This is a genomic window from Methylomonas sp. AM2-LC, assembly GCF_039904985.1.
Lineage (GTDB): Bacteria > Pseudomonadota > Gammaproteobacteria > Methylococcales > Methylomonadaceae > Methylomonas.
Genome location: NZ_CP157005.1, coordinates 4,174,572 through 4,195,534 on the forward strand (window position 1 = coordinate 4,174,572; position 20,963 = coordinate 4,195,534).

Genomic DNA, 20,963 nt, shown 5'->3' on the forward strand with positions numbered 1-20,963 from the left:
TATTTTAGCTTTCTTCCAATAACACAGAACGCTTATGTCATCAGTTTCTACCGAAATTATTTACCCTTGTCCGCTTACTAAAGCATATGGCATTCCCAGCCGTCAAGCATGGCAACTATTAAAAGTTTTTTTAGTTTACCGTTCTATCGTCGCACTTTTGTTTGTATGCTTATATTTTCTGGATGTTGATCTAACCCAGGGGCATAGCGATAAGCAATTGTACCAGTTCACCTGTATTTCTTATCTGGCTATATCGATACTAGCCGCATTTTTCATCCTGCGCAAAACACTCAGTTATCCTAGTTTGGCACAGATATTAATATTTACCGACATACTCTTTATTCCGCTATTGATGCATGCCTGCGGTGGAATAAACAGCGGAATTGGTATTTTGTTAACGATTTCTCTTGCCGCCGGCGGCTTATTGATCGGTGGTCGCTGTGCGATGCTATTAGCTGCACTTGCCAGTATGACTGTTTTAGCAGAACAAATTTACGCTATTACCACCCATAACTTCAACAGTAACTCCTTAACCTATTCAGGCATGTTAGGTGTTTCATTTTTTTCGGTTGTCATATTGTCGTATATGCTAGCCAAACGTTCTGAGCATTCCGATCAACAGGAAAAACTTCATTCCATCACCATAGCCAGACTGGAAGAACTTAATCGATATATAATTCAGCATATGCAATCGGGAATTGTCATTATAGATGAGCAGCAAAATATTCGATTAAGTAATCAATCCACTTTACGGCTGCTGAACTTGGTCTCGATGCCAACACGTCTTGCCATGATTGACCCAGGACTACACCAGGCATTTGAATTGTGGATTGAAAATCCCTCGCAAAATTTTAGCTTTATCAATCTAACCAGCGGTAAAAAAATTCAAGTGCGCTTTGCTTTGCTTAATATGTATAACGAACATTTACATATGTTAACTTTTGAGGATAACGCCCTTTACAATCAGCGGTTGCAAAAAAGCAAACTAGCCTCATTAGGTAGACTCACTGCCAGTATTGCCCATGAAATACGTAACCCGCTGGGTGCAATTAGCCACGCCGCACAATTGTTACCAGAATCGGCCAACTTACAAACACAAGACTTGCGCCTGATAGAAATCATTCAGAACAATACGCAACGCGTTAATCGTATCATTGAAGCTATTCTTAACTTATCCAGACGTAACGACTTACAGAGACAGCGTATTTCTCTTGATACTTGGTTACCGGATTATTTGGATGAACAAGCACAAAGCAATAATGCTTATAGAGATCATTTTGATATAAACTTCAAAGTTCATGGTTTAAATGTCAGCATGGATCCTTTTCATCTTAAACAGATTATGGATAATCTTTGCGAAAATGCGCTGCGATACGGCAAACCGGATACGGGTAATATTTTGCTTGAAGTTGATAGGATTAATGAAGCACCTTGCATTAAAGTGATTGATAATGGTCCAGGTATTGCGCCAGAAAATCTGCAACAATTATTTGAACCCTTTTTTACTACCTCACATCAAGGTACTGGTTTGGGTTTATATATTTCGCGTGAATTGGCTGAACTTAACCAAGCTCAGTTAACCTATAGCTGGCAAGCAACCCAAGCTTGTTTTACCTTAACTTTTGCAGATGCTGATCTTGTCGTGATCGAGTTATGAGAATGCCCGTTACTTTAATTGTTGATGATGAACCCGATATTCGCGAATTATTGGAAATAACACTAAATCGAATGCAGATTAAAACCTTTACGGCTGAAAATCTGGCTACTGCTCAACAATTATTAAGCACCCAAAGTTTTGATTTATGCCTGACGGATATGAACTTACCGGATGGCGATGGCTTGGATTTGCTGGAATACATTAATAGTACAGGCCTACAACTCCCTGTTGCCATTATCACCGCCTATGGCAGTATGGACAATGCCATTAAGGCCATGAAAAAAGGTGCGTTTGACTTTGTATGCAAACCCGTTGACTTATCCACACTTCGCCAACTCGTTAACCATGCTTTAGAGCTATCAAAGCCTAAATCGGTCGATGAAAAAGTAGAGCGCCGGATACGACATATTTTGCTGGGTGACTCCGAGGTTATGTGTGCCATCCGTTCAAAAATCCATAAAGTAGCACGTAATCAGGCGCCAGTTTATATTAGTGGCGAATCAGGATCGGGCAAAGAACTGGTTGCAAAACTGATACATGAACAAAGCTACCGAAATAAAGCCCCCTTTGTCGCCATTAACTGTGGTGCCATACCCGCAGAATTAATGGAAAGCGAATTTTTTGGTCATAAGAAAGGAAGTTTTACCGGCGCGATCAGTGATAAACAAGGTTTATTTCAAGCGGCGAATGGTGGCACTCTGTTTCTTGACGAAGTAGCGGATTTACCTTTAACCTTACAAGTTAAATTACTGCGGGCTATACAGGAGAAAAAAGTTCGGCCCGTTGGTGAGCATGCAGAAATACATGTTGATATTCGCTTACTGAGTGCCACTCATAAAGATTTGGGCAGTATGGTACAAAATGGCAGTTTCCGGCAAGACTTGTATTATCGTATTAATGTTATTGAACTGAATTTACCCGCTTTACGTACGCGTCCAGCGGATATCCCAGAGTTAAGCAAGCACTTAATTGTCAGGTTGGCAAATAGAAACGGCACACCCGTGCCAAAATTGTCCGCCAATGCACTACAGGCTTTAAAACAATATTATTTTCCTGGGAATGTTCGTGAATTGGAAAATATTCTGGAAAGAGCCATGGCACTGGATGAAGATGGTAGCCTTGATCTAGATGATTTGAATTTGCCCATCGGTATGAATTCAAAGGCCGCTGAAGACTTTGACTCAGGAAAAATGTCACTTGAAAATTATCTGGAAGGCATCGAAAAAAAGGCTGTAACAACGGCTCTGGAAGAAAACCGATGGAACAAAACGGCTACCGCCAAACAATTGGGACTCACCTTTCGCTCCTTACGTTACCGATTAAAAAAGCTAGGTTTAGAATAATTAATCAGTCAGTATCTGCGGTTAAGTTAGACGTGGGCACAAAAGCATGCCCACCAGCAAAGTGAACGCGTTTAAGCTTTGTATTTATCCAAAGCTTTTAACTGCTGAACAGCATCTTGAATTTTTGCTTGAGTGGCATCATCCAATTCATTGCTTTTATAAATTTTATCTAGTAGCCCTTCCTCAACTAACGCATCTTTAATCCAACGTTTAGCAAAAGTATAATTACTTGGAATTTTAACCACTTCACCCGTGTTTGGATTTTTCAAACTATCAGTAGTACTGGCTACTACTGCAACAACAGGCTCTTTAACAACCGCTTTCTTGGTGGAGCTAGACTTTGGTTTTGTTGGTTTAAGAGGTACCACAACTGGTTTGACAACCACTTCCTCATCAGACACTGCTGCTTCAGCAGAAACTACATTTTTTTCAGCGACTGGCGGTGTTGAATTACTCACCTCAGATTTATCAGGTTCCGGGCTTTCTTTTTTTTCGGCCATGACCACAAACAATACGTAAACGACAAAAACGGTGGTCGCTATAAAAAGCAATTCTGCCATAACACTTCCCCTTCGATTTATTTTAATTATTAAGAACAGCACAAATACTTGATTGATAATACACCTTGATACTGGCAGTCAGATTTATGCTGTGCATGACCAATTGTGTATCTACCGTAACAAAATATACCAGAGCTTGACAAACCGGTAAACTAATCAGTAATAATTAAACAAAATTTGCAATCATTAAAAAGCTTACACTCCTTAAAATCGCTTTTCAGGAAACCGTTCTCTTAAATTCTAAGCTGGCTCAGTAACTCGTTTATACTCATCAAATTTGCAACATGCTTTCCGGCTGAATATTATTTAATACAGTTTGCCGATAATTCAGTAAATGCCGTTCAGGTCTTCCAAAAACATATCCCTGAGCATAATTAACCCCTAGCTCTTTAAGTTTCAAAGCAGTTTCGACGGATTCGACAAACTCCGCTATAGTGGTTTTTCCTAATTTTTCAGCAATCTCGACCATGGATTTCACCAAAAGCTGATCTGTTTCATCTTCAAGTAGGTTTCTAATAAACTGTCCATCAATCTTTACGTAATCAACTGGAAAAGTTTTCAGATAATTAAACGAACAAAAACCGGCTCCGAAATCGTCAAGTGCGAACTTGCAACCCAATGCATGAATTCTACTCATCATAGTCATGGCGTTTTCAATATTATCAATCGCCGCTGTCTCAGTAATTTCGAAAGTCAAACGACTTGCATCCAGTTTAGTTGATAACAATTTACTGCGAATAGTCGCCAACAAATCTGGATACTGAAAAGCCAAGCTGGATAAATTAATCGCTAAAGAAACATTGGAAAATTGTAAAGGCGAACTTACTAGAAAATCGATGGCATTTTCCACGACCCAAAGATCAATACTGTGTATTAAGCCCATTCTTTCCGCAGCAGGAATGAATTTTTCCGGCGTAATAATTTCTCCACCTGCACCCCACATGCGTAACAAAACTTCATAGTGAGATATATAACCATCCGATAATTTTACGACTGGCTGAAAAACCAGAAAAAATCCGTTTTCACGAAGAGCCTTTCGCAGCAATGGCACCCAATAGATGTCGCGTTGACGCTCCTTAACTTCATTATCTTCACAGCTATATACCCACACGCGATCACGACCATTATTCTTGGCAAAATGACAAGCTTGACGCGCATGTAAAATCATTTCTCCTGGATGCGATACCGAATGGTTCTTATCCTGTATCACAATACCGATAGAAACAGCCGCACTAAAAAAAACTTTACCCGTAAAAAACCGATATTCATCCACGCTATTTTTAATGGTTTCTGCCAGAATGATGGCATGGCTTTTGGGGCTGTTATTCAAGAACAAACAAAACTCATCACTACCGAGTCTGGCAAATAAACTATCTTCGGGTATCAACTTTCTAATTAAAAGGGTAAGTTCGACTAACAATCTATCACCCGCGTCAAACCCTTCTAACTCGTTAATTAAACTAAAGCGATCCACATCTATAAACAGTAAAGCGACTGAGTTTTGCTCTTTTTGGCTTTGTTTCAATATTAATTTAAACTGACTTTCAAAACTACTCCGGTTAAACAAACCTGTTAATTCATCATGTGCGACCAGATACTGCAGCTTTGCATCTATCAAACTTTTTGCAGCTATTTCATTATGTAATTGCTCTTTTTGTTGATAGCGCCAGAATCGTTCCTGCTTTAAATTAAGTAAACATTTAACTGCCAACACCAATTCATGACTATTAGCGGGGTTATTAATTCGATACGTGAGTAGACATTTATCAGATTCAACGTTGTAAACGGCAGAAGGGGAATTTAAATGCTGACTATCAATATTACCAATAATCACAAAAGGTATTTCAAAGCTATTACTAGAATAAGTGAGATTTTTACGCATATCATCTATATCCACAGACGATAAAAACTCACTAATAACAACTAGGCCTACTTTTTCAGGTTCATCATGATAGTTCCTAAGTATTTCATAAACTTTTTCACTGCTATCCACGGTAAAAACATTAGGAAAATCTCTTGCCTTTAGTGTAGTAACGATTTCGTGCATAGCACCGACATCGTGTTCAGCTACGATAATGATTTTTTCTTTAAGTGATTCACAAACAAACATTCATCATCCAGATTCTTAATAGACCAAATAGGAAGCAGAGATTGGATCAAAGGATAAATTACAGACCATTAACTAAAACTTGTATTTTTCCAGAATGCCACTAAGTTTAAGTGTAACCGCAAAATACAGAACTGCAGTTCAATAGATTTCAGTATAGCTGCGATTTTAAATTTTGTACTAATAATGCCAACTACTCAGATTACAGCCTTGACTATCACTGATTTATTAAGCGGCGACCTGCAATTAGCATCGCCACCCAACATCTATTTTGCTTTAAAAGCGATAATCGACAATCCGCATAAATCACAGATGGATGCTGCATTCGTCATTGAAAAAGATGCGGCATTGACGGCCAAACTCTTAAAAATAGTTAATAGTGCTTTTTACGGTTTCCCCGCACAAATTACGTCTGTTGAAAAAGCCATTAATCTTATCGGTACCCGCGAGTTACAAAATCTGGTACTCAGCACTATCGTTATCGAACGATTTTCTGATTTACCCGGGCAAACCTTTTCTATGCATGACTTTTGGGCCAGAAATTTGCGCTGCGCTTTATTATCTAGACAGTTGGATCAGGAATTAGGCAATCGCTATAAGGAAGTCAATTTCATTTGTGGCTTACTACATAATATTGGTCAATTACTATTTTACCGACGCATACCGGTATTAGCCCGAGACGTAGATCTACTCCTACTATCCAAACAACCGGCTAACTACTTAGATCAAGTACTTATTGAACAACAAGTGATTGGTTTTGATCAATTTCAGGCCGGCGCAGAACTGTGCCGTTTATGGAAACTTCCTGAAGTGATTATCGAAACCATTAGGCTGCATGCAATCACTGATGATACCAGCAGTTACGCGGAACTTGCCACTATAATCAGGGTCGCTAATTTATTTAGCAGTATTGATAATCCCTATGACGATGAAATTGCCAATAGTCTAAATATGCCCATCTCACAGTTGAGTATCTGTATTGACAAGGTTCATGAGGAATTCGAAGCCATTTTCAAGTTATTTTATACTGGGTAAATTGTTTTTATGTCAATGCTCACATAAATAGGCTTAACTCAATTGTTGGCTTTACACTTCAGCCCTACATAATCGGTATCCGAATATTACATATCGTTAATAACTTGTAAAACAAACTATTACATGTTTTTTTTCAAAAAAAATATGTGACCGCAACAGCACTTTACGACAACCATGTCGCAAAATAGCAACAATTTCTCTTAAATATCTCAATTTGTCATAAAGCTGTAATATTTCGCCTATAAAATCCGCCTCAAGTTTTAGCACCTTAGCTAACCTATCAAAAAATATTTCAAAATCAGCATGATATAACGACCCAATGCTGATTAACTTCTAATTTTTAAAACCTTTTGGAGAAATATGTATGAAGCTGACTAAATTAAGTTTGGCTTTGACGACGTTGCTGAGCGCAGGTTTCAGTGCCGAATCAATGGCCTTGGATTTATATGTTGATAACAAAACCCAGCAAATATTTGCTGAACCAGGTCATGGGCGCACCAAATTAGGTAGCTTTGAACGGGTTGAGGATAGCGCTGCCAAGGCTAGCCAAGCAGCCGCTCAACAAGCTGAAATTGATAAAATCAAAGAAGATCTGGCTTTGAAAAACAATGAACTTAAAGCCTTGGATGAGCACGTTAACGATCCTACGGAAGGCAAGTTGCATATGGACGAGAAAGGGGTACGCTTTGAAAGTAAGGATGGTAACTTCGATATGCAGCTGACCGGTCGTCTGCAAGTGGATGCCATGACTACCGTTGATCAACATCCGACAGCCGCACTCGGAAATAATACCACCAACTCGATTGCCGATGGTGCCAACATTCGTCGCGCCCGTTTAGGTATAGAAGGCGCTTACTACAAAGACTTCGGCTATAAGTTTGAATATGACTTTACGCGTGGTAATGGCTTATCCGGGGGTGTTACCGATGCCTTTATGAGTTATAAAGGCTACGATCCATTGACAGTGACTATAGGTCAATATAAAGAGTTTTTCAGCTTGGAAGAAGCGACTAGTAACCGCTTTCTAACATTCTTGGAACGAAATATGGCTACCAATGCTTTTTCCGATAACGGTAACCCTTACAAGGTTGGCTTGGGTCTGGCTTACGCACAACCGCGTTATACCACCCAGATTGGTTTTCAAACTGAATCTGTAGGTAATGGTGCCCCTACTTTCGATAGCTCATCGACTAACGGCAACTGGAATGCTAACAGAAATAATGGTTCCGGTGATCAAGCTTGGGGTGTAACTGGACGTTTAACAGGCATGCCTTGGTTCGAAGACAAAACCAAGTTTCTTCATGTAGGTATGTCAGCTTCTGATCGTTATGTTGACAGCAATTTAGTCGCTAATGGTACACCAGGCACCAATGGTACAGGTTTACGTTTCGCATCTACACTGGATGGCAACGTTGATCGTACCCTTATCTTGGATACAGGTCCTTTAAGTGGTTATATACCTAACAGTGCTCGTTATAACTCATCAACGGCTTGTACTAGTCAAAGCAGCAACCAAGTAACAGGCTGTACATTCCGTAAAGTCGGCAGTTATGGCCGATTTGGAGGTGAAACTGCATTTGTTTACGGCCCATTCTCGGCACAAGCTGAGTATATTGAAACCATCGTTTCCGGTACTGGTTACTCAAGCAACACTCTGAACGGTGCTTATGGCTATATGAGCTATTTCCTAACAGGAGAATCGCGTGCCTATAAAGCCAAAACTGGCGCTTGGGATAGAATTAAACCTTTACACAACTTTACCACGCATGGCGGTCTAGGCGCGTGGGAGCTGGCAGTGGGTTACGATCATCTGGACTTGAACAATGGCGTAATTCAAGGTGGACGCGCCAGCAGTGGAAAAATAGGCTTGAACTGGTATCCAAATTCACGTGTTAGGTTAATGGCCAACTTTATTCATTACCTAGATGTGAATACCGCTAACGTAAACAATGCTGCTCAAACTTCCGGTTCTAATGCTGCTTCAACAGCAACAGCATCTGATGCACGTTCACATTCATTTAACGGTACCCATCCTGATTTCTTTGAAATACGTGGACAGGTTGACTTCTAAACAACTTGTTTAGGCTAGCAATCCTAGCTGTCTAATAAAACCGCCTCACGCCTAATTGGATGAGGCGGTTTTTTATTGCCTATTGAAATACCAAACGTGTTAAATTTAGGTCACTATTCAGTATAAATTTAAGTTTTTATAGTATATGCCAACCTAAAAAGGCGTATCAATCGCGATTGATGCGCCTTTTTAGGTTGGCATATACTACAGCCCACTGATTTTAAACTATAAAAATCACGCTAAATAGCAATACATTTATTTTTCAACACTGGCAGACTCTCTTCATGCGGCCTTTTCATTACCTCATCGTCTTCATATTCTCACAACTCCTGTCTGGTTGCCTTTCACCGATGGCTATTGATAGCATGTCGATAGCTTATAACGAAGCCACTGCTAACGATATTGCCGAACAACTTCTGCTAAATATTGCCCGTGCTGGACATAATGAACCCATTCATTTTTCTGGTATTTCTAATATTGCTGCGACCTTAAATTTTCAGGCCAATATTGGTGCCACACCGGCATTGGCAGGTGCCAACGGAACAGCAATGATGCCAATACTCGGCGCAGGGGTTTCGGAAAACCCTACCGTCAGTATTATTCCGATGCAGGGTGAAGAGTTTACCAAACGCATGCTGACACCGATGACAGAAGATAAACTGGCGTTGTTACTCCGCCAAAACGTGGACATCGACATGCTGTTACGGCTCGCGGTATTGGAATACCGTAGCCAACAGGATGGAAATAGTGAGATTTACCATAACCGCCCCCGAAACAGGGATGATTACACTTTGTTTAGACGCATGGCGCTACATTTATCGTCCATACAGGATAGCGACCATCTTTTTTTTGAACCCGTAATAGTGCAAAAACATTGGAGTATACCGATTAAAAGTATGTCCCCGAAAGGATTCCAATCACTTGAAAAAGAATACAACATCAAACTTGATAAGCTACATGATGTCTATCTTCTGGACAAACAAGTAAGAGGTCGTATTGTCATCAGTAACTACAACCCGGTTCAATTAACAGAAACAGAACGTAATCAACTAAACGATGAAACTGAAGTAATGGCACCTGATGAAATACTGGTGGATATTCGCCCCGAATATTCAGGCGGTGAATATCCTTTACATGGCAAACTCAGATTAAGAAGCTTTAGCAATATTATCTATTTTATCGGCCGCACTATTTCCAATGAACCTGAAATTGACATTAGCAAAGACCCACGCACCCCTGATGTCAGCATTAACCCGACGTTTACACTGGCAATATCCATTTCAGACAGCAAACCAGATAAAACTGATTTAGTAGTCAAATTTAAAGACCATTATTATTCCATTTCTCCCGATAAAGATTATCTATGGAATGAAACAGTTTTCAGAATATTGCTACAAATGTTTCAGATGACCATGGCAGAGTTACCGAAAACAGCCGCGCCTAGTATTACTATTTCAAAATAATAGTTTCTTTCTCTATCTTTTCATTCTAAATGACCAAAATTATTAGTTTATGATAATGAAACCCACTCTGCGCAAGCTGTTATTCCGTCCAGTCATTTTTGTTAGTTTTGTACTGGGCTTACTGGTAATTGGTGAGTTACTCGCCATAGGTAGGCTGACCTGGGTCAATGATCAGCGTATACATACGCTGGAACAGGACATTGGTGGCGGACGCAATATGGAGAAAACCATATTTGAGTTATTGCAGTTGCAATTAAAGCATTCTGCACATCGAAAAAGTACCGGTCAAACCGAACAAAATGACATTGATAAAATTCAGACCCAATTAATTGAAATTCTTAGAATCCATAATAACGCTATTCCAGTACCGTTAGATTTAAATAATTTACAAAATGTTTTTGCGCAAGCGACGCCTGGCGATCAAGCCAGTATTTTACGTGCGCTGGAATTAATAGAACAAGTACTGGATACTCAGGCATCCGAAGAAGCAAAACTACTCATCAATGTTAAAAATGATAGCCAACTGGAATTACAGCTGGCCATTATCCTCCCCCTATTATTATTTTGGATCGGACATTATTTTTTTAAAACCAACGTTCTTGAACCCTTGGACTCTCTCAAAGAACTGCTTTCCGGGCTGGCTGCAGGCGAAATGAAACCGATAGAACGCGATACATCCGACCCCTTATTACATGCACTTTTTGACCGTTATAATCACTTGGTATCCCGACTGGTGGAGCTGGAACAAGAGCATTTGGAATATACTTCGGCATTGGAAATAAAAGTTCGACAAACCAGTCATGCCTTGCTGGATCAAAGCCAGCAACTGGCTAAAGCAGAAAGACTGGCAGCACTCGCTGAACTAGCGGCGAGTACTGCCCACGAATTACGTAATCCTCTAGCCAGCATCCAACTGGCACTGGAAAATATGCTGCAGGAATGTGTGGATCCTGAACTGGCAGAACGCATGCAGATGATCTATCGAGAAGTGCAACGCCTAACACGCAATCTAAACGATTTATTGGCTTCTGCACGTAACAGCGCAGAACTTTCCCAAAAAATCAAAGTTTGTCCGGTACTCGAAGAATTATTAATGCTGTTAAAATTTCAAGCACAGGAAAATATCCATTTTAGCTATGAAGTTGCTGATGACATTTGCGTATTTTTACCGGAAAGCGAATTCCGGCAAATGTTATTGAACTTATTACTCAACTCAATTCAAGCTATTGGTTCTGGTAGTGGCGAAGTTAAAGTGTTGGCCAGCATAGAACAAGAACGGGTATTTATTAGCGTTAGCGATACCGGCCCAGGTTTTACAGCTGATTTTCTTCAACACGGTATTCGACCATTCGTTAGCCTAAAAGATGGTGGAACCGGATTGGGGCTGGCTATGGTACAACGCTTTGTTAGAGACCATCATGGCGGTTTACAACTGCAAAACATACCACCGGGGCATGCTTGCGTGACTGTTAACTTGCCCATGGGTTAAGCTTTTCAGTTGCACTGCGAGTGTAGGCTTAACTCTGTTATACTCCCCGCACATCAAATTAAGATAAACTGAATTTTGACTGCGGGATATCCAGCAAAGACAATACCAGCATAGTTTTAAAATTGCTGATACGTTCTACACAGACAAACCCTACCAAAATTTGATGCAAGAATAATATAGACTAGTTGCCAGTTTTAAATAAATTCTAATTATGAGCACCCACCCCAAATCGCTAACCATCTATGGCTGGCTATCCATTATGGCCGCTATCAGCACCATAGCTTTTAAAAGTTATGCTTACTGGCTAACCAATTCTGTGGGATTATTATCGGACGCTCTTGAATCTGTGATTAATCTGGTGGCGGCTATTATCATGCTGATTGTACTGAGCATAGCTTCACGCCCACCCGATGAAAAACACGCTTATGGACATGAAAAAGTAGAATATTTTTCCAGTGGAGCCGAAGGCATTATGATCTTGTTAGCTGCACTGAGCATTGGCTGGGCAGCTTGGGAACGGTTAGAACATCCGCTTCCCTTACAGCAACTGAATATCGGCATGGCTGTTTCGGTATTTGCCACTCTGATTAATTTACTATTGGCGAGAGTGTTAATCCATGTCGGCAAGCAACGCCATTCCATTACTCTGGAAGCGGATGGTCAACATTTAATGACCGATGTTTGGACAACAGTAGGTGTACTAGCCGGTATTGCCGTCATATCAGTAGGCAATCATTTTCCTGCTAGCTTGGCTATTGCTCAGCAGTTAGGTATGAACGGCTGGGAAATATTGGATCCTTTAATTGCCTTTTTAGTGGCTTTTAATATTATTTGGTCTGGATTACGCCTAATCAAACGTACCATCTCTGGATTAATGGATGCGGCACTGCCAATTGATGAACAACAAGCCATTATTGAGGTCTTAGAACAATTCATCAAAACAGATCAAATCACCTATCATGCATTTCGTACCCGCTATGCAGGAGCTCGCCGCTTTATGTCTGTGCATATACTCGTACCTGGCAACTGGACTGTACAACAAGGACATGATTTGGTGGAAAGTATAGAACTACGTATCATGTCATTATTTAACAATATTGATATTGACACCCATTTGGAACCGATTGAAGATCTCGCCTCTTGGCGTCACTGAGTAAATTCATGGCCGATACCTTATTAATTATAGAAGACGAAGCCTTGCTTGGCTCTGAAATAGCTCGATATTTTAGTAAACGAGACTGGGAAGTGACCATAGCCAAAAGCATACGCCAAGCAGAGGTGCATTTATCTAAACAGGATATTGATCCCTTGGTAGTAATATCGGATATGAATCTGCCAGATGGAAATGCTTTGGATTTACTGGAAAGTATAAAAAACAAAATCAATAGCAGTGAATGGGTATTTCTAACGGGTTACGGTAGTGTTGCCGACTCGGTTCGCGCGGTTCGTTTGGGAGCCTATGATTTTGTAGAAAAACCTTGTGAACTGGAACGCCTGAATCTGTTAATGGAAGGCGCAGCCCGGAGTGCCAGAGCCCAACGCCGCCTGCAACAACAAACGGTTGCCCAAAACAGTCGACATACTGTCGACGCCCTAATAGGCAGTAGCCCACAGGCATCTGGCTTGCGTAGTATGATAGCGCAAATGGCGAAGGTACCCTTCTCCAGCTTGATTATCAGTGGTGAAACTGGCACTGGCAAAGGATTAATCGCCAGAATTCTGCACTGTACGGGCAGTAGAGCACTGGCCCCACTGATTGAAATAAACTGTGCAGCATTACCCAGAGAACTGCTGGAATCGGAATTATTTGGCTACGAAGCAGGCGCCTTTACAGGCGCTAAAAAACGCCATCGCGGCCTATTTGAACAAGCCCACACCGGCACTTTATTCTTGGATGAAATTGGTGAAATGGATTTGGATTTACAGACTAAATTGCTTAAAGCAGTTGAGGATTTTCGGATTCGACGTCTTGGCGGTGAATCCGAAATTGCCATAGATGTTCAAATTATCGCGGCAACCAATCTGAATTTAATCCAGAAAGTTGAACAAGGTTTATTCCGTAGTGATTTATATCATCGCCTCAATGTGATGAGCTTGCGCGTTCCTGCTTTGCGAGAGCGTAAACAGGACTTGGATGAATTGGTGCCCTTATTCATAGCCGATAGCAATCGCAAATCCTCAAAAAATGTAAAAAATATTTCTCAACAAGCCTGGGAGAATCTTAAATCCTATGACTGGCCGGGAAATATTCGTGAGTTACGCAATGTGTTGGAACGATGTGTATTGTTAGCCAGTGATGAAGATTTTCCAGAGCAATGGTTACAACTACCCAATGTTTCCAGTAAAACTATTGTCACTCATGATAATGAAAACGGCATTTATCTACCGCTAGATGGCAGCTTAAGTTTGCATGATATGGAAAAATACTTGATTCAAGAGGTGTTAAATCGTACCGATGAAAATGTGACGGCCGCCGCGCGTATGTTGGGTACCACGCGCGAAACCTTACGCTATCGGGTACAAAAATATAATTTAAAGTGTAAAGAGCGATAAAGTTTTATGCGCTGTCATTACTATCTGCGATGGGTAAATAAATATGGCAAAAGCAGATAAATGTCTCGCCAGAAGCAAATTATATTTATATTTGCTGACAGTATTGTGGCTACCATTACCAGCACTGGCTAAAGCCTACCTGGTCAATTCACAGCCCAATGAAAATGCATCTATAAGCGAGGTACCCGCGCAAATTGATCTTTGGTTTAACGAAGAAATTAAGAAAGAATATTTGGCCGTGGCAATCACGGACGACCAAGGTAAGCGCCTAAACGATTCTGAAATAAGCTTAGATTCGGCAGACCATACCCATATTTACACGCGCTTACCCAAACTGGAGCTAGGTCTCTATTTAGTACGTTATCGCGTAATGTCTGTGGATAGATTATTAGTCACGGGCAGTTTTAATTTTACTGTTACAGATGCGCCACCACCAGAACCCACAACAACATCACCGCCCCCTCAGCCGAAAATTAAATCAAAATGATTTGGCTGCGTTCTTGGATACAATAAGTATTTTACAAAAGTCACTAAGCTCGACATTACTCAGTCTGCTCGTGATGCGCTTCATCTAATAATAAATGAACTAAGCGATCTAAAGGGGCATACTGGAACAATGCTTAAGTGAGTAGCGTGCTTTCGTCAGCTCACAAATTTATGAAAATAGAGAAAATACTCATAGAAGTATTTATCTTTTTTTCTTATATATCGTAAAATAGTTTTAACTTTTTTACGATGAACCTTATTTTAGTATGCAGCGTCTATACAGCAAGCAAATAGAAAAAGAGCTTTTTCAGAATCGGCAAATGCTGTTTGTATCCGGCCCAAGACAAGTTGGTAAAACAACTATAGCCAGACAACTTTGCCAAGACCACAACGGCCATTATCTAAATTGGGATGATGTTGATCATCGTCAACTGATTTTGGTGGGAACTAATGCGCTGGCTTCTAAGTTAGGTCTGGATCAATTACGCGCTGAAAAACCGTTAATAGTTTTTGATGAACTGCATAAGTATCGACACTGGAAAGATTTTTTAAAAGGTTTTTACGACCGCTACGAACAGCAAGTACATATTCTGGTAACGGGTAGTGCGCGTTTAGATATTTTTAAAAAAGGTGGCGATAGTTTGATGGGGCGTTACTTCCATTTGTGCATGCATCCCTTGACTATTGGCGAGATATGCAACCAGTCGATGAAAGACGAACAATTGATTCAATTTCCACAGCCAATTGCAGCTGACAGTTTTGAGCAATTGTATCGGTTTGGCGGATTTCCTGAACCCTTCATTAAAGCCAATTCTCGCTTTAGCTTACGTTGGCAAAATTTGCGCTCAAAACAGCTCATACAGGAAGATATTAGGAACGGTGCAAATATTCAGGAATTGGCACAATTAGAAATACTGTGTCGCTTACTTACCGCCCAAGCGGGTCAAGTAACTCGTTATGCGACACTGGCAACGCAGATTCGGGTATCGGTAGATACTATACGTCGATGGCTGGATACCTTGGAAAGTTTTTATTTTTGTTTTCGTATCCGCCCCTGGAGCGCTAATATTGCCAGCTCGTTGCGCAAAGAACCGAAAACCTATTTATGGGACTGGTCTCAGATAACTGACAACGGTATGAGAGCCGAAAATTTTATAGCCAGCCATTTACTCAAAGCAGTACATTGGTGGAATGACTTAGGAATGGGTGATTTTGGACTCTATTACCTTAGAACCAAGGATCAGAAAGAAGTGGATTTTTTAATCACAAAAAATAACCTCCCCTGGTTTTTAGTCGAAGTAAAAGCGGCGGTTAATGCTGCACTTAATGCAAACCTAGCTTGGTTTCAAGATAAAACAGGTGCAGAACATGCATTTCAAGTCTGCCTGAACATGCCATTTGTGCCAGTAGACTGTTTTTCAACAAATACGCCTATTAAAGTGCCTGCGCAAACATTTTTATCACAACTTATCTAAAAAATAGCACATTCAATAAAGCAATAAATTAAACCTGGCCTGTCTCTGACAATCCAAAATCGAACCGCATCATTCTTTCCGTAGAATTTAATCCTTCTGGTGCAATTTTGAGATTGATGAGAGGATATCGGCCTTATGATGCGGTTCGTTCCTCACCACGTCCTACCGGCTATACAGATATGAGTTAAAAGATCTGCCCCTAATAACGCCAAAAACCGGGTAACTGATCAACAGAAAGAATAATCATCTATTTTATTTTAAGCCTTAACAAATGCACACGCCGATTATCGGCACGCAACACTTCAAAAATAAATTCATCCATCTCCAGTTTTTCGCCACGCTTGGGAAAATGTTCTAATCTTTGCACGATCAAACCGCCGATGGTATCGCAATCGTCATCTTCAAGATCGGCAGAGAAGTATTCGTTAAATTCCTCAATGGGTGTTAGTGCATTGATAATATATTCGCGCTCACTGCGTTGTGAGATAAACCCCTGATTTTCATCTTCATCATGCTCATCTTCGATTTTGCCGACAATCTGCTCCAGCACATCTTCAATGGTGACCAAACCGGCAGCGTTACCGTACTCGTCAACTACAATGGCCATATGATTACGTTCAGTACGAAATTCTTTAAGTAACACATTCAGACGCTTACTTTCCGGCACAACATAGGCGGCACGCATGATGTTTTCAACTTTAAGCGATTTGTTACGTAACGCATGGGCTAACAGGTCTTTGGCTAATAAAATGCCGACTACCTTGCTGCGATCTTCTTCAATTACTGGAAAGCGCGAATGTGCAAACTCAACCACTAAAGGGAAAATAGTTTCCAATTCCGCCTCTCTGGGCACTACCACCATTTGTGAGCGGGGTATCATGATGTCTCTGACGCGCATTTCAGAAACCTGCATGACACCTTCTATCATGCTGAGTGCATCGGCATCCAGTAGATGTTTTTCTTCTGAGCCTCTCAGAATTTCCATCAAATCTTGTTGATCTTGTGGCTCCCCAGTCAGGAAATAACTTATGCGTTCCAGCAAACTTTTCTGATGGGGGTGGCTACTCGGGGGGTTACCATCGCTCATTGCGTACTCTCTTCCAGATAAGGGTTGGCTATGTTCAATTTGTGTAAAATTTCAATTTCCAATGTTTCCATTTGTTCGGCATCCTGTTCTTCAATATGGTCATACCCTAACAAATGTAACACACCGTGTATAGTAATATGCGCCCAATGATGGGCTGGTAACTTGTTTTGCTGCTTGGCTTCCTTAGCGATTAAGGGGGCACAAATCACTAAATCACCTAACAAATCCAATTCTATGCCTGGCGGCGCTTCAAAAGGAAAACTCAAAATATTGGTAGGACCCGTTTTATGTCGGTATTGCAGATTCAGTTCTGCACTTTCGGCTTCATCAACCAAACGCACCACAATTTCTGACTCTTGCATCCTGGTTGTCAGGGCAGCGTCTACCCATTCCTGAAACAGTTCCGTGGCTGGATAATCGGATTGAGTGGCAATTTGCAGATCTATATAATTCATGATTGCTGCTGCTCGTATTCATCGTAAGCAGCGACAATACGTTGCACTAATGGATGTCTAACCACATCACGTACCCCAAAAAAGGTAAAACTGATGCCTTCAACATCTTTTAATACTTTTAGCACATGTTTCAAACCCGACATTTTTTCGCTGGGCAAATCGATTTGGGTAACATCGCCCGTCACAACGGTAGTGGAACCAAACCCAACCCGCGTCAGAAACATTTTGATCTGTTCGGTGGTGGTATTTTGTGCTTCGTCCAGAATAATAAATGAATCGTTCAAGGTTCTGCCGCGCATAAAGGCTAAAGGGGCGACTTCAATGATATTTTTTTCCAGTAGTTTTTCAACTCGTTCAAAGCCTAACATATCGTAGAGTGCATCGTACAAGGGTCGCAAATAGGGATCGACTTTTTGTGCCATATCACCGGGCAAAAACCCCAGCTTCTCTCCTGCTTCCACCGCAGGTCGTACTAGAATTATGCGACGCACTGTTTCATTTTGCAAGGCTTCTACTGCACAGGCGACAGCCAAAAAGGTTTTACCTGTACCAGCCGGTCCCACACCAAAATTGATATCATGCGATAAAATTTTGCGTAGATAGTCCTGCTGATTTTGCCCTCGACCTTTAATAACACCCCGTTTGGTTTTAATACTTACCGCCGGATGGTTATGCCAGGCAGTTCCAGAAACTAACTGGTCAATACTGGCATCTTGTAGACTTAAATGCACTTGCTCCGGAGTAATCTCTTCATTTTCGGCCATGTCGAAAAGTTTCTGCATCACAGCGCAAGCGGCTTTAACGGCAGCATCCACACCCGTCACCTGAAAATGGTTACTACGATTAGCAATTTCTACTTGCAAACGTTGCTCAATTTGCCGTAAATGTTTGTCTAATTCCCCGCAGACATTCGATAAGCGCTGATTATCAGCGGGGAGTAAGGTAATTTCCTGGGATAAACTTGAAGTATTCAACACTAGGCTTAGGCTATTTGCGTAATTTTTTCGATAGAAGTTTCCACTACGCGTCCACGCAGGGAATTAGGTAAAGCTTCTGTCACTAAGACATCAACAAACTGTCCGATTAAACGCGGATGTGCGGCAAAATTGATTACCCGATTATTTTCAGTACGCCCGGTTAAGTGTAAAGGATTCTTTTTAGAGGCTCCTTCTACCAACACCGATTGAACCGTACCAATCATGGCATCAGAAAAAGCCATCGTCATATCATTTAAGCGCTCTTTAAGTATTTGTAAGCGCTGTTCTTTAGTGGCAATACTGACTTCGTCAATATAATTGGCGGCAGGAGTACCTGGTCTGGGACTAAAGATAAAACTATAAGAAAAATCGAAACCGACTGTTTCTATTAAATCCATAGTATCAGCAAAATCTTGCTCTGTTTCACCTGGAAAGCCAATAATAAAGTCTGACGACAAACTAATCCCTGGACGCACTGCTTTCATTTTACGGATAATTTCTAAATAATCCTCGCGTTTGTGTCCGCGTTTCATCTCCGCCAATATGCGGTTACTGCCGCTTTGTACCGGCAAATGTAAATGATTGACCAATTCTGGAATTTCCGCAAATGCTTCAATAATATCGTCGGTAAATTCCAATGGATGTGAGGTAGTAAAGCGAATACGATCTATACCGTCTACAGCCGCTACGTAATGTAAAAGCAAAGCAAAACTAGCGATTTCACCGTCAGCGGTTTCTCCCCGATAGGCGTTAACGTTTTGGCCTAGCAGATTGATTTCGCGTACACCTTGCTCGGCAAGCGTGGTAATTTCAGCAATCACATCATTGAGTGGCCGACTGACTTCTTCACCACGGGTATAAGGTACTACGCAATAAGTACAATACTTGCTACAGCCTTCCATTACCGATACATAAGCTTTTGGACCTTCGGCACGTGGAGCTGGCAAGGCATCGAATTTTTCAATTTCTGGAAAAGAAATATCCACAACATGTTGCTGACCTTTTCGGGCCTGATTTAATAGTTCGGGTAAGCGATGCAGGGTTTGCGGACCAAAAACAATGTCAACATATGGCGCACGCTTCTGTAACGCTGCCCCCTCCTGACTTGCCACACAGCCGCCCACACCAATAATGACATCGGGGCGTTTGTCTTTGATTTTTTTCCAGCGACCTATGGCCGAAAATACTTTTTCCTGCGCTTTTTCACGAATCGAACACGTATTTAAAAGCAATACATCGGCAAGTTCAGGAAATTCTGTCAATTCCATACCATGTGAAGCTTGCAATACATCCCGCATTTTATCGGAATCGTATTCGTTCATTTGACAGCCATTAGTCTGTATATAAAGTTTTTGCGCCATGCTTTTGTAGATTACTCCAAAACTTTCTAACAAAAACCCCCTGTTTTACAAGGGGTAACATTGCGTAATTATAAACCCTATTCTCTCTGAGATGCTGTTTTTATACGGCAATTCCCACTTGCAAGGCTTCAAACCAGTCTAAAAAGCGTTTAACATCGTCACCCTTAAACATTCGACCATGCTGTGGAGCAATAATATCAACATCCAGTCGCCTAACTTTTTCTATCCAGACACGTTTAGCTTGATTGGATGGCATCCAGCGTTGGTGGAAAAAGCGCATTTTTTCTATATGATTCTCGAAATTTTCGACAAACACAGGCGCTCCGGGTGCTTCCAAAGCAGCACCAATATCACCGGAGAATAATATTTTCGCATGCGGATCGTAAATATTAAAATTGGCCGATGAATGTAAATAATGTGCAGGAATAATTTGCAATTCCACACTATCCAGACTTATCACGCCACCATTATCTGGAATGGCCACATATTCGATAGAGTCGCAACCGAAATGTCGTAAAAAACCTTCCCATAAGGCTGAAGCATGTAATCGGGCATGCGGCAAAGCCTGATCCCACAACCCTAGCGAGGAAATAATATCTGGATCCTGATGCGATGCAAATAAATCGGTAATTTCGTCAACTGGGGCATGATGCAATACAGCAGCCAGCATGGGCGCAAATAATTCAACACCACCAGGATCAATCAACAAACAACGCTTTGCTGTTCTGACTAAATATTGATTGGTATCTATAATTTTATCAGGTTTGTTTGGGTCGCGACCATACATGATCCACTGGTACGATCCTTCGTAAATTTTGGTCATTTTCATGGCTTCTGCCTCTTT

At 41.1% G+C, this 20,963-nt stretch carries 17 protein-coding genes; 10 read left to right on the forward strand and 7 right to left on the reverse strand.

Annotation, left to right across the window (positions count from 1 at the left end):
- Window positions 1–34 precede the first annotated feature (34 nt).
- Together ABH008_RS18585 and ABH008_RS18590 are read left to right on the forward strand one after the other, a co-directional pair.
- Window positions 35–1,657, forward strand: a complete 1,623-nt coding sequence (locus ABH008_RS18585; RefSeq protein ID WP_347987104.1) for a HAMP domain-containing sensor histidine kinase — start codon at window positions 35–37, stop codon at window positions 1,655–1,657.
- Complete coding sequence (locus ABH008_RS18590; protein ID WP_347987105.1) at window positions 1,654–3,000, forward strand: sigma-54 dependent transcriptional regulator; 1,347 nt, start codon at window positions 1,654–1,656, stop codon at window positions 2,998–3,000. Before ABH008_RS18585 ends, ABH008_RS18590 begins: the two co-directional genes overlap by 4 nt.
- Before the next feature lie 71 nt (window positions 3,001–3,071).
- On the opposite strand, the gene ABH008_RS18595 is transcribed toward ABH008_RS18590, so the two are convergent.
- Window positions 3,072–3,560 carry a hypothetical protein gene (locus ABH008_RS18595; RefSeq protein WP_347987106.1) on the reverse strand — a complete coding sequence of 163 codons (489 nt, stop codon included), beginning with the start codon at window positions 3,558–3,560 and terminating at the stop codon, window positions 3,072–3,074.
- 271 nt (window positions 3,561–3,831) lie between these two features.
- The gene (locus ABH008_RS18600) at window positions 3,832–5,670 is read right to left on the reverse strand and encodes an EAL domain-containing protein (protein ID WP_347987107.1); all 1,839 of its coding nucleotides are present in this window, start codon (window positions 5,668–5,670) and stop codon (window positions 3,832–3,834) included.
- A gap of 183 nt (window positions 5,671–5,853) precedes the next feature.
- On the opposite strand from ABH008_RS18600, the gene ABH008_RS18605 reads away from it, so the two are divergent.
- The 8 genes from ABH008_RS18605 to ABH008_RS18640 all read left to right on the forward strand — a co-directional run bounded on the left by ABH008_RS18605 (window position 5,854) and on the right by ABH008_RS18640 (window position 16,239).
- Window positions 5,854–6,702 carry an HDOD domain-containing protein gene (locus ABH008_RS18605; protein WP_347987108.1) on the forward strand — a complete coding sequence of 283 codons (849 nt, stop codon included), beginning with the start codon at window positions 5,854–5,856 and terminating at the stop codon, window positions 6,700–6,702.
- Between the two features lie 364 nt (window positions 6,703–7,066).
- A complete protein-coding gene (locus ABH008_RS18610; protein ID WP_347987109.1) occupies window positions 7,067–8,773 on the forward strand; it encodes a porin in 1,707 nt (568 codons plus the stop codon).
- Window positions 8,774–9,123: 350 nt separating this feature from the next.
- Window positions 9,124–10,236 carry a hypothetical protein gene (locus tag ABH008_RS18615; protein ID WP_347987110.1) on the forward strand — a complete coding sequence of 371 codons (1,113 nt, stop codon included), beginning with the start codon at window positions 9,124–9,126 and terminating at the stop codon, window positions 10,234–10,236.
- Between the two features lie 55 nt (window positions 10,237–10,291).
- Window positions 10,292–11,725 (forward strand): ATP-binding protein, encoded by a 1,434-nt coding sequence (locus ABH008_RS18620; protein ID WP_347987111.1) that lies wholly within the window; start codon window positions 10,292–10,294, stop codon window positions 11,723–11,725.
- A 211-nt stretch (window positions 11,726–11,936) separates the two neighbouring features.
- Complete coding sequence (locus ABH008_RS18625) at window positions 11,937–12,878, forward strand: cation diffusion facilitator family transporter (RefSeq protein ID WP_347987112.1); 942 nt, start codon at window positions 11,937–11,939, stop codon at window positions 12,876–12,878.
- Between the two features lie 8 nt (window positions 12,879–12,886).
- On the forward strand, window positions 12,887–14,278 hold the full coding sequence (locus ABH008_RS18630) for a sigma-54 dependent transcriptional regulator (RefSeq protein ID WP_347987113.1): 1,392 nt from the start codon (window positions 12,887–12,889) through the stop codon (window positions 14,276–14,278).
- A gap of 43 nt (window positions 14,279–14,321) precedes the next feature.
- On the forward strand, window positions 14,322–14,765 hold the full coding sequence (locus ABH008_RS18635; RefSeq protein WP_347987114.1) for a copper resistance protein CopC: 444 nt from the start codon (window positions 14,322–14,324) through the stop codon (window positions 14,763–14,765).
- 265 nt (window positions 14,766–15,030) lie between these two features.
- On the forward strand, window positions 15,031–16,239 hold the full coding sequence (locus tag ABH008_RS18640; protein WP_347987115.1) for an ATP-binding protein: 1,209 nt from the start codon (window positions 15,031–15,033) through the stop codon (window positions 16,237–16,239).
- A 247-nt stretch (window positions 16,240–16,486) separates the two neighbouring features.
- Here ABH008_RS18640 and ABH008_RS18645 read toward each other — a convergent pair whose 3' ends face one another.
- The 5 genes from ABH008_RS18645 to ABH008_RS18665 form a co-directional block, all read right to left on the reverse strand.
- A complete protein-coding gene (locus ABH008_RS18645) occupies window positions 16,487–17,326 on the reverse strand; it encodes a transporter associated domain-containing protein (protein WP_347987116.1) in 840 nt (279 codons plus the stop codon).
- Window positions 17,323–17,781, reverse strand: a complete 459-nt coding sequence (gene ybeY / locus ABH008_RS18650) for an rRNA maturation RNase YbeY (protein ID WP_347987117.1) — start codon at window positions 17,779–17,781, stop codon at window positions 17,323–17,325. Before ybeY ends, ABH008_RS18645 begins: the two co-directional genes overlap by 4 nt.
- Window positions 17,778–18,758, reverse strand: a complete 981-nt coding sequence (locus tag ABH008_RS18655) for a PhoH family protein (RefSeq protein ID WP_347987118.1) — start codon at window positions 18,756–18,758, stop codon at window positions 17,778–17,780. The genes ybeY and ABH008_RS18655 overlap by 4 nt, the downstream gene beginning before the upstream one ends.
- A 5-nt stretch (window positions 18,759–18,763) precedes the next feature.
- A complete protein-coding gene (miaB, locus tag ABH008_RS18660) occupies window positions 18,764–20,119 on the reverse strand; it encodes a tRNA (N6-isopentenyl adenosine(37)-C2)-methylthiotransferase MiaB (RefSeq protein WP_347987119.1) in 1,356 nt (451 codons plus the stop codon).
- 100 nt (window positions 20,120–20,219) lie between these two features.
- Entirely contained in the window at window positions 20,220–20,948 is a 729-nt protein-coding gene (locus ABH008_RS18665; protein ID WP_347987120.1) for an MBL fold metallo-hydrolase, read from the reverse strand.
- Between the last annotated feature and the right edge of the window lie 15 nt (window positions 20,949–20,963).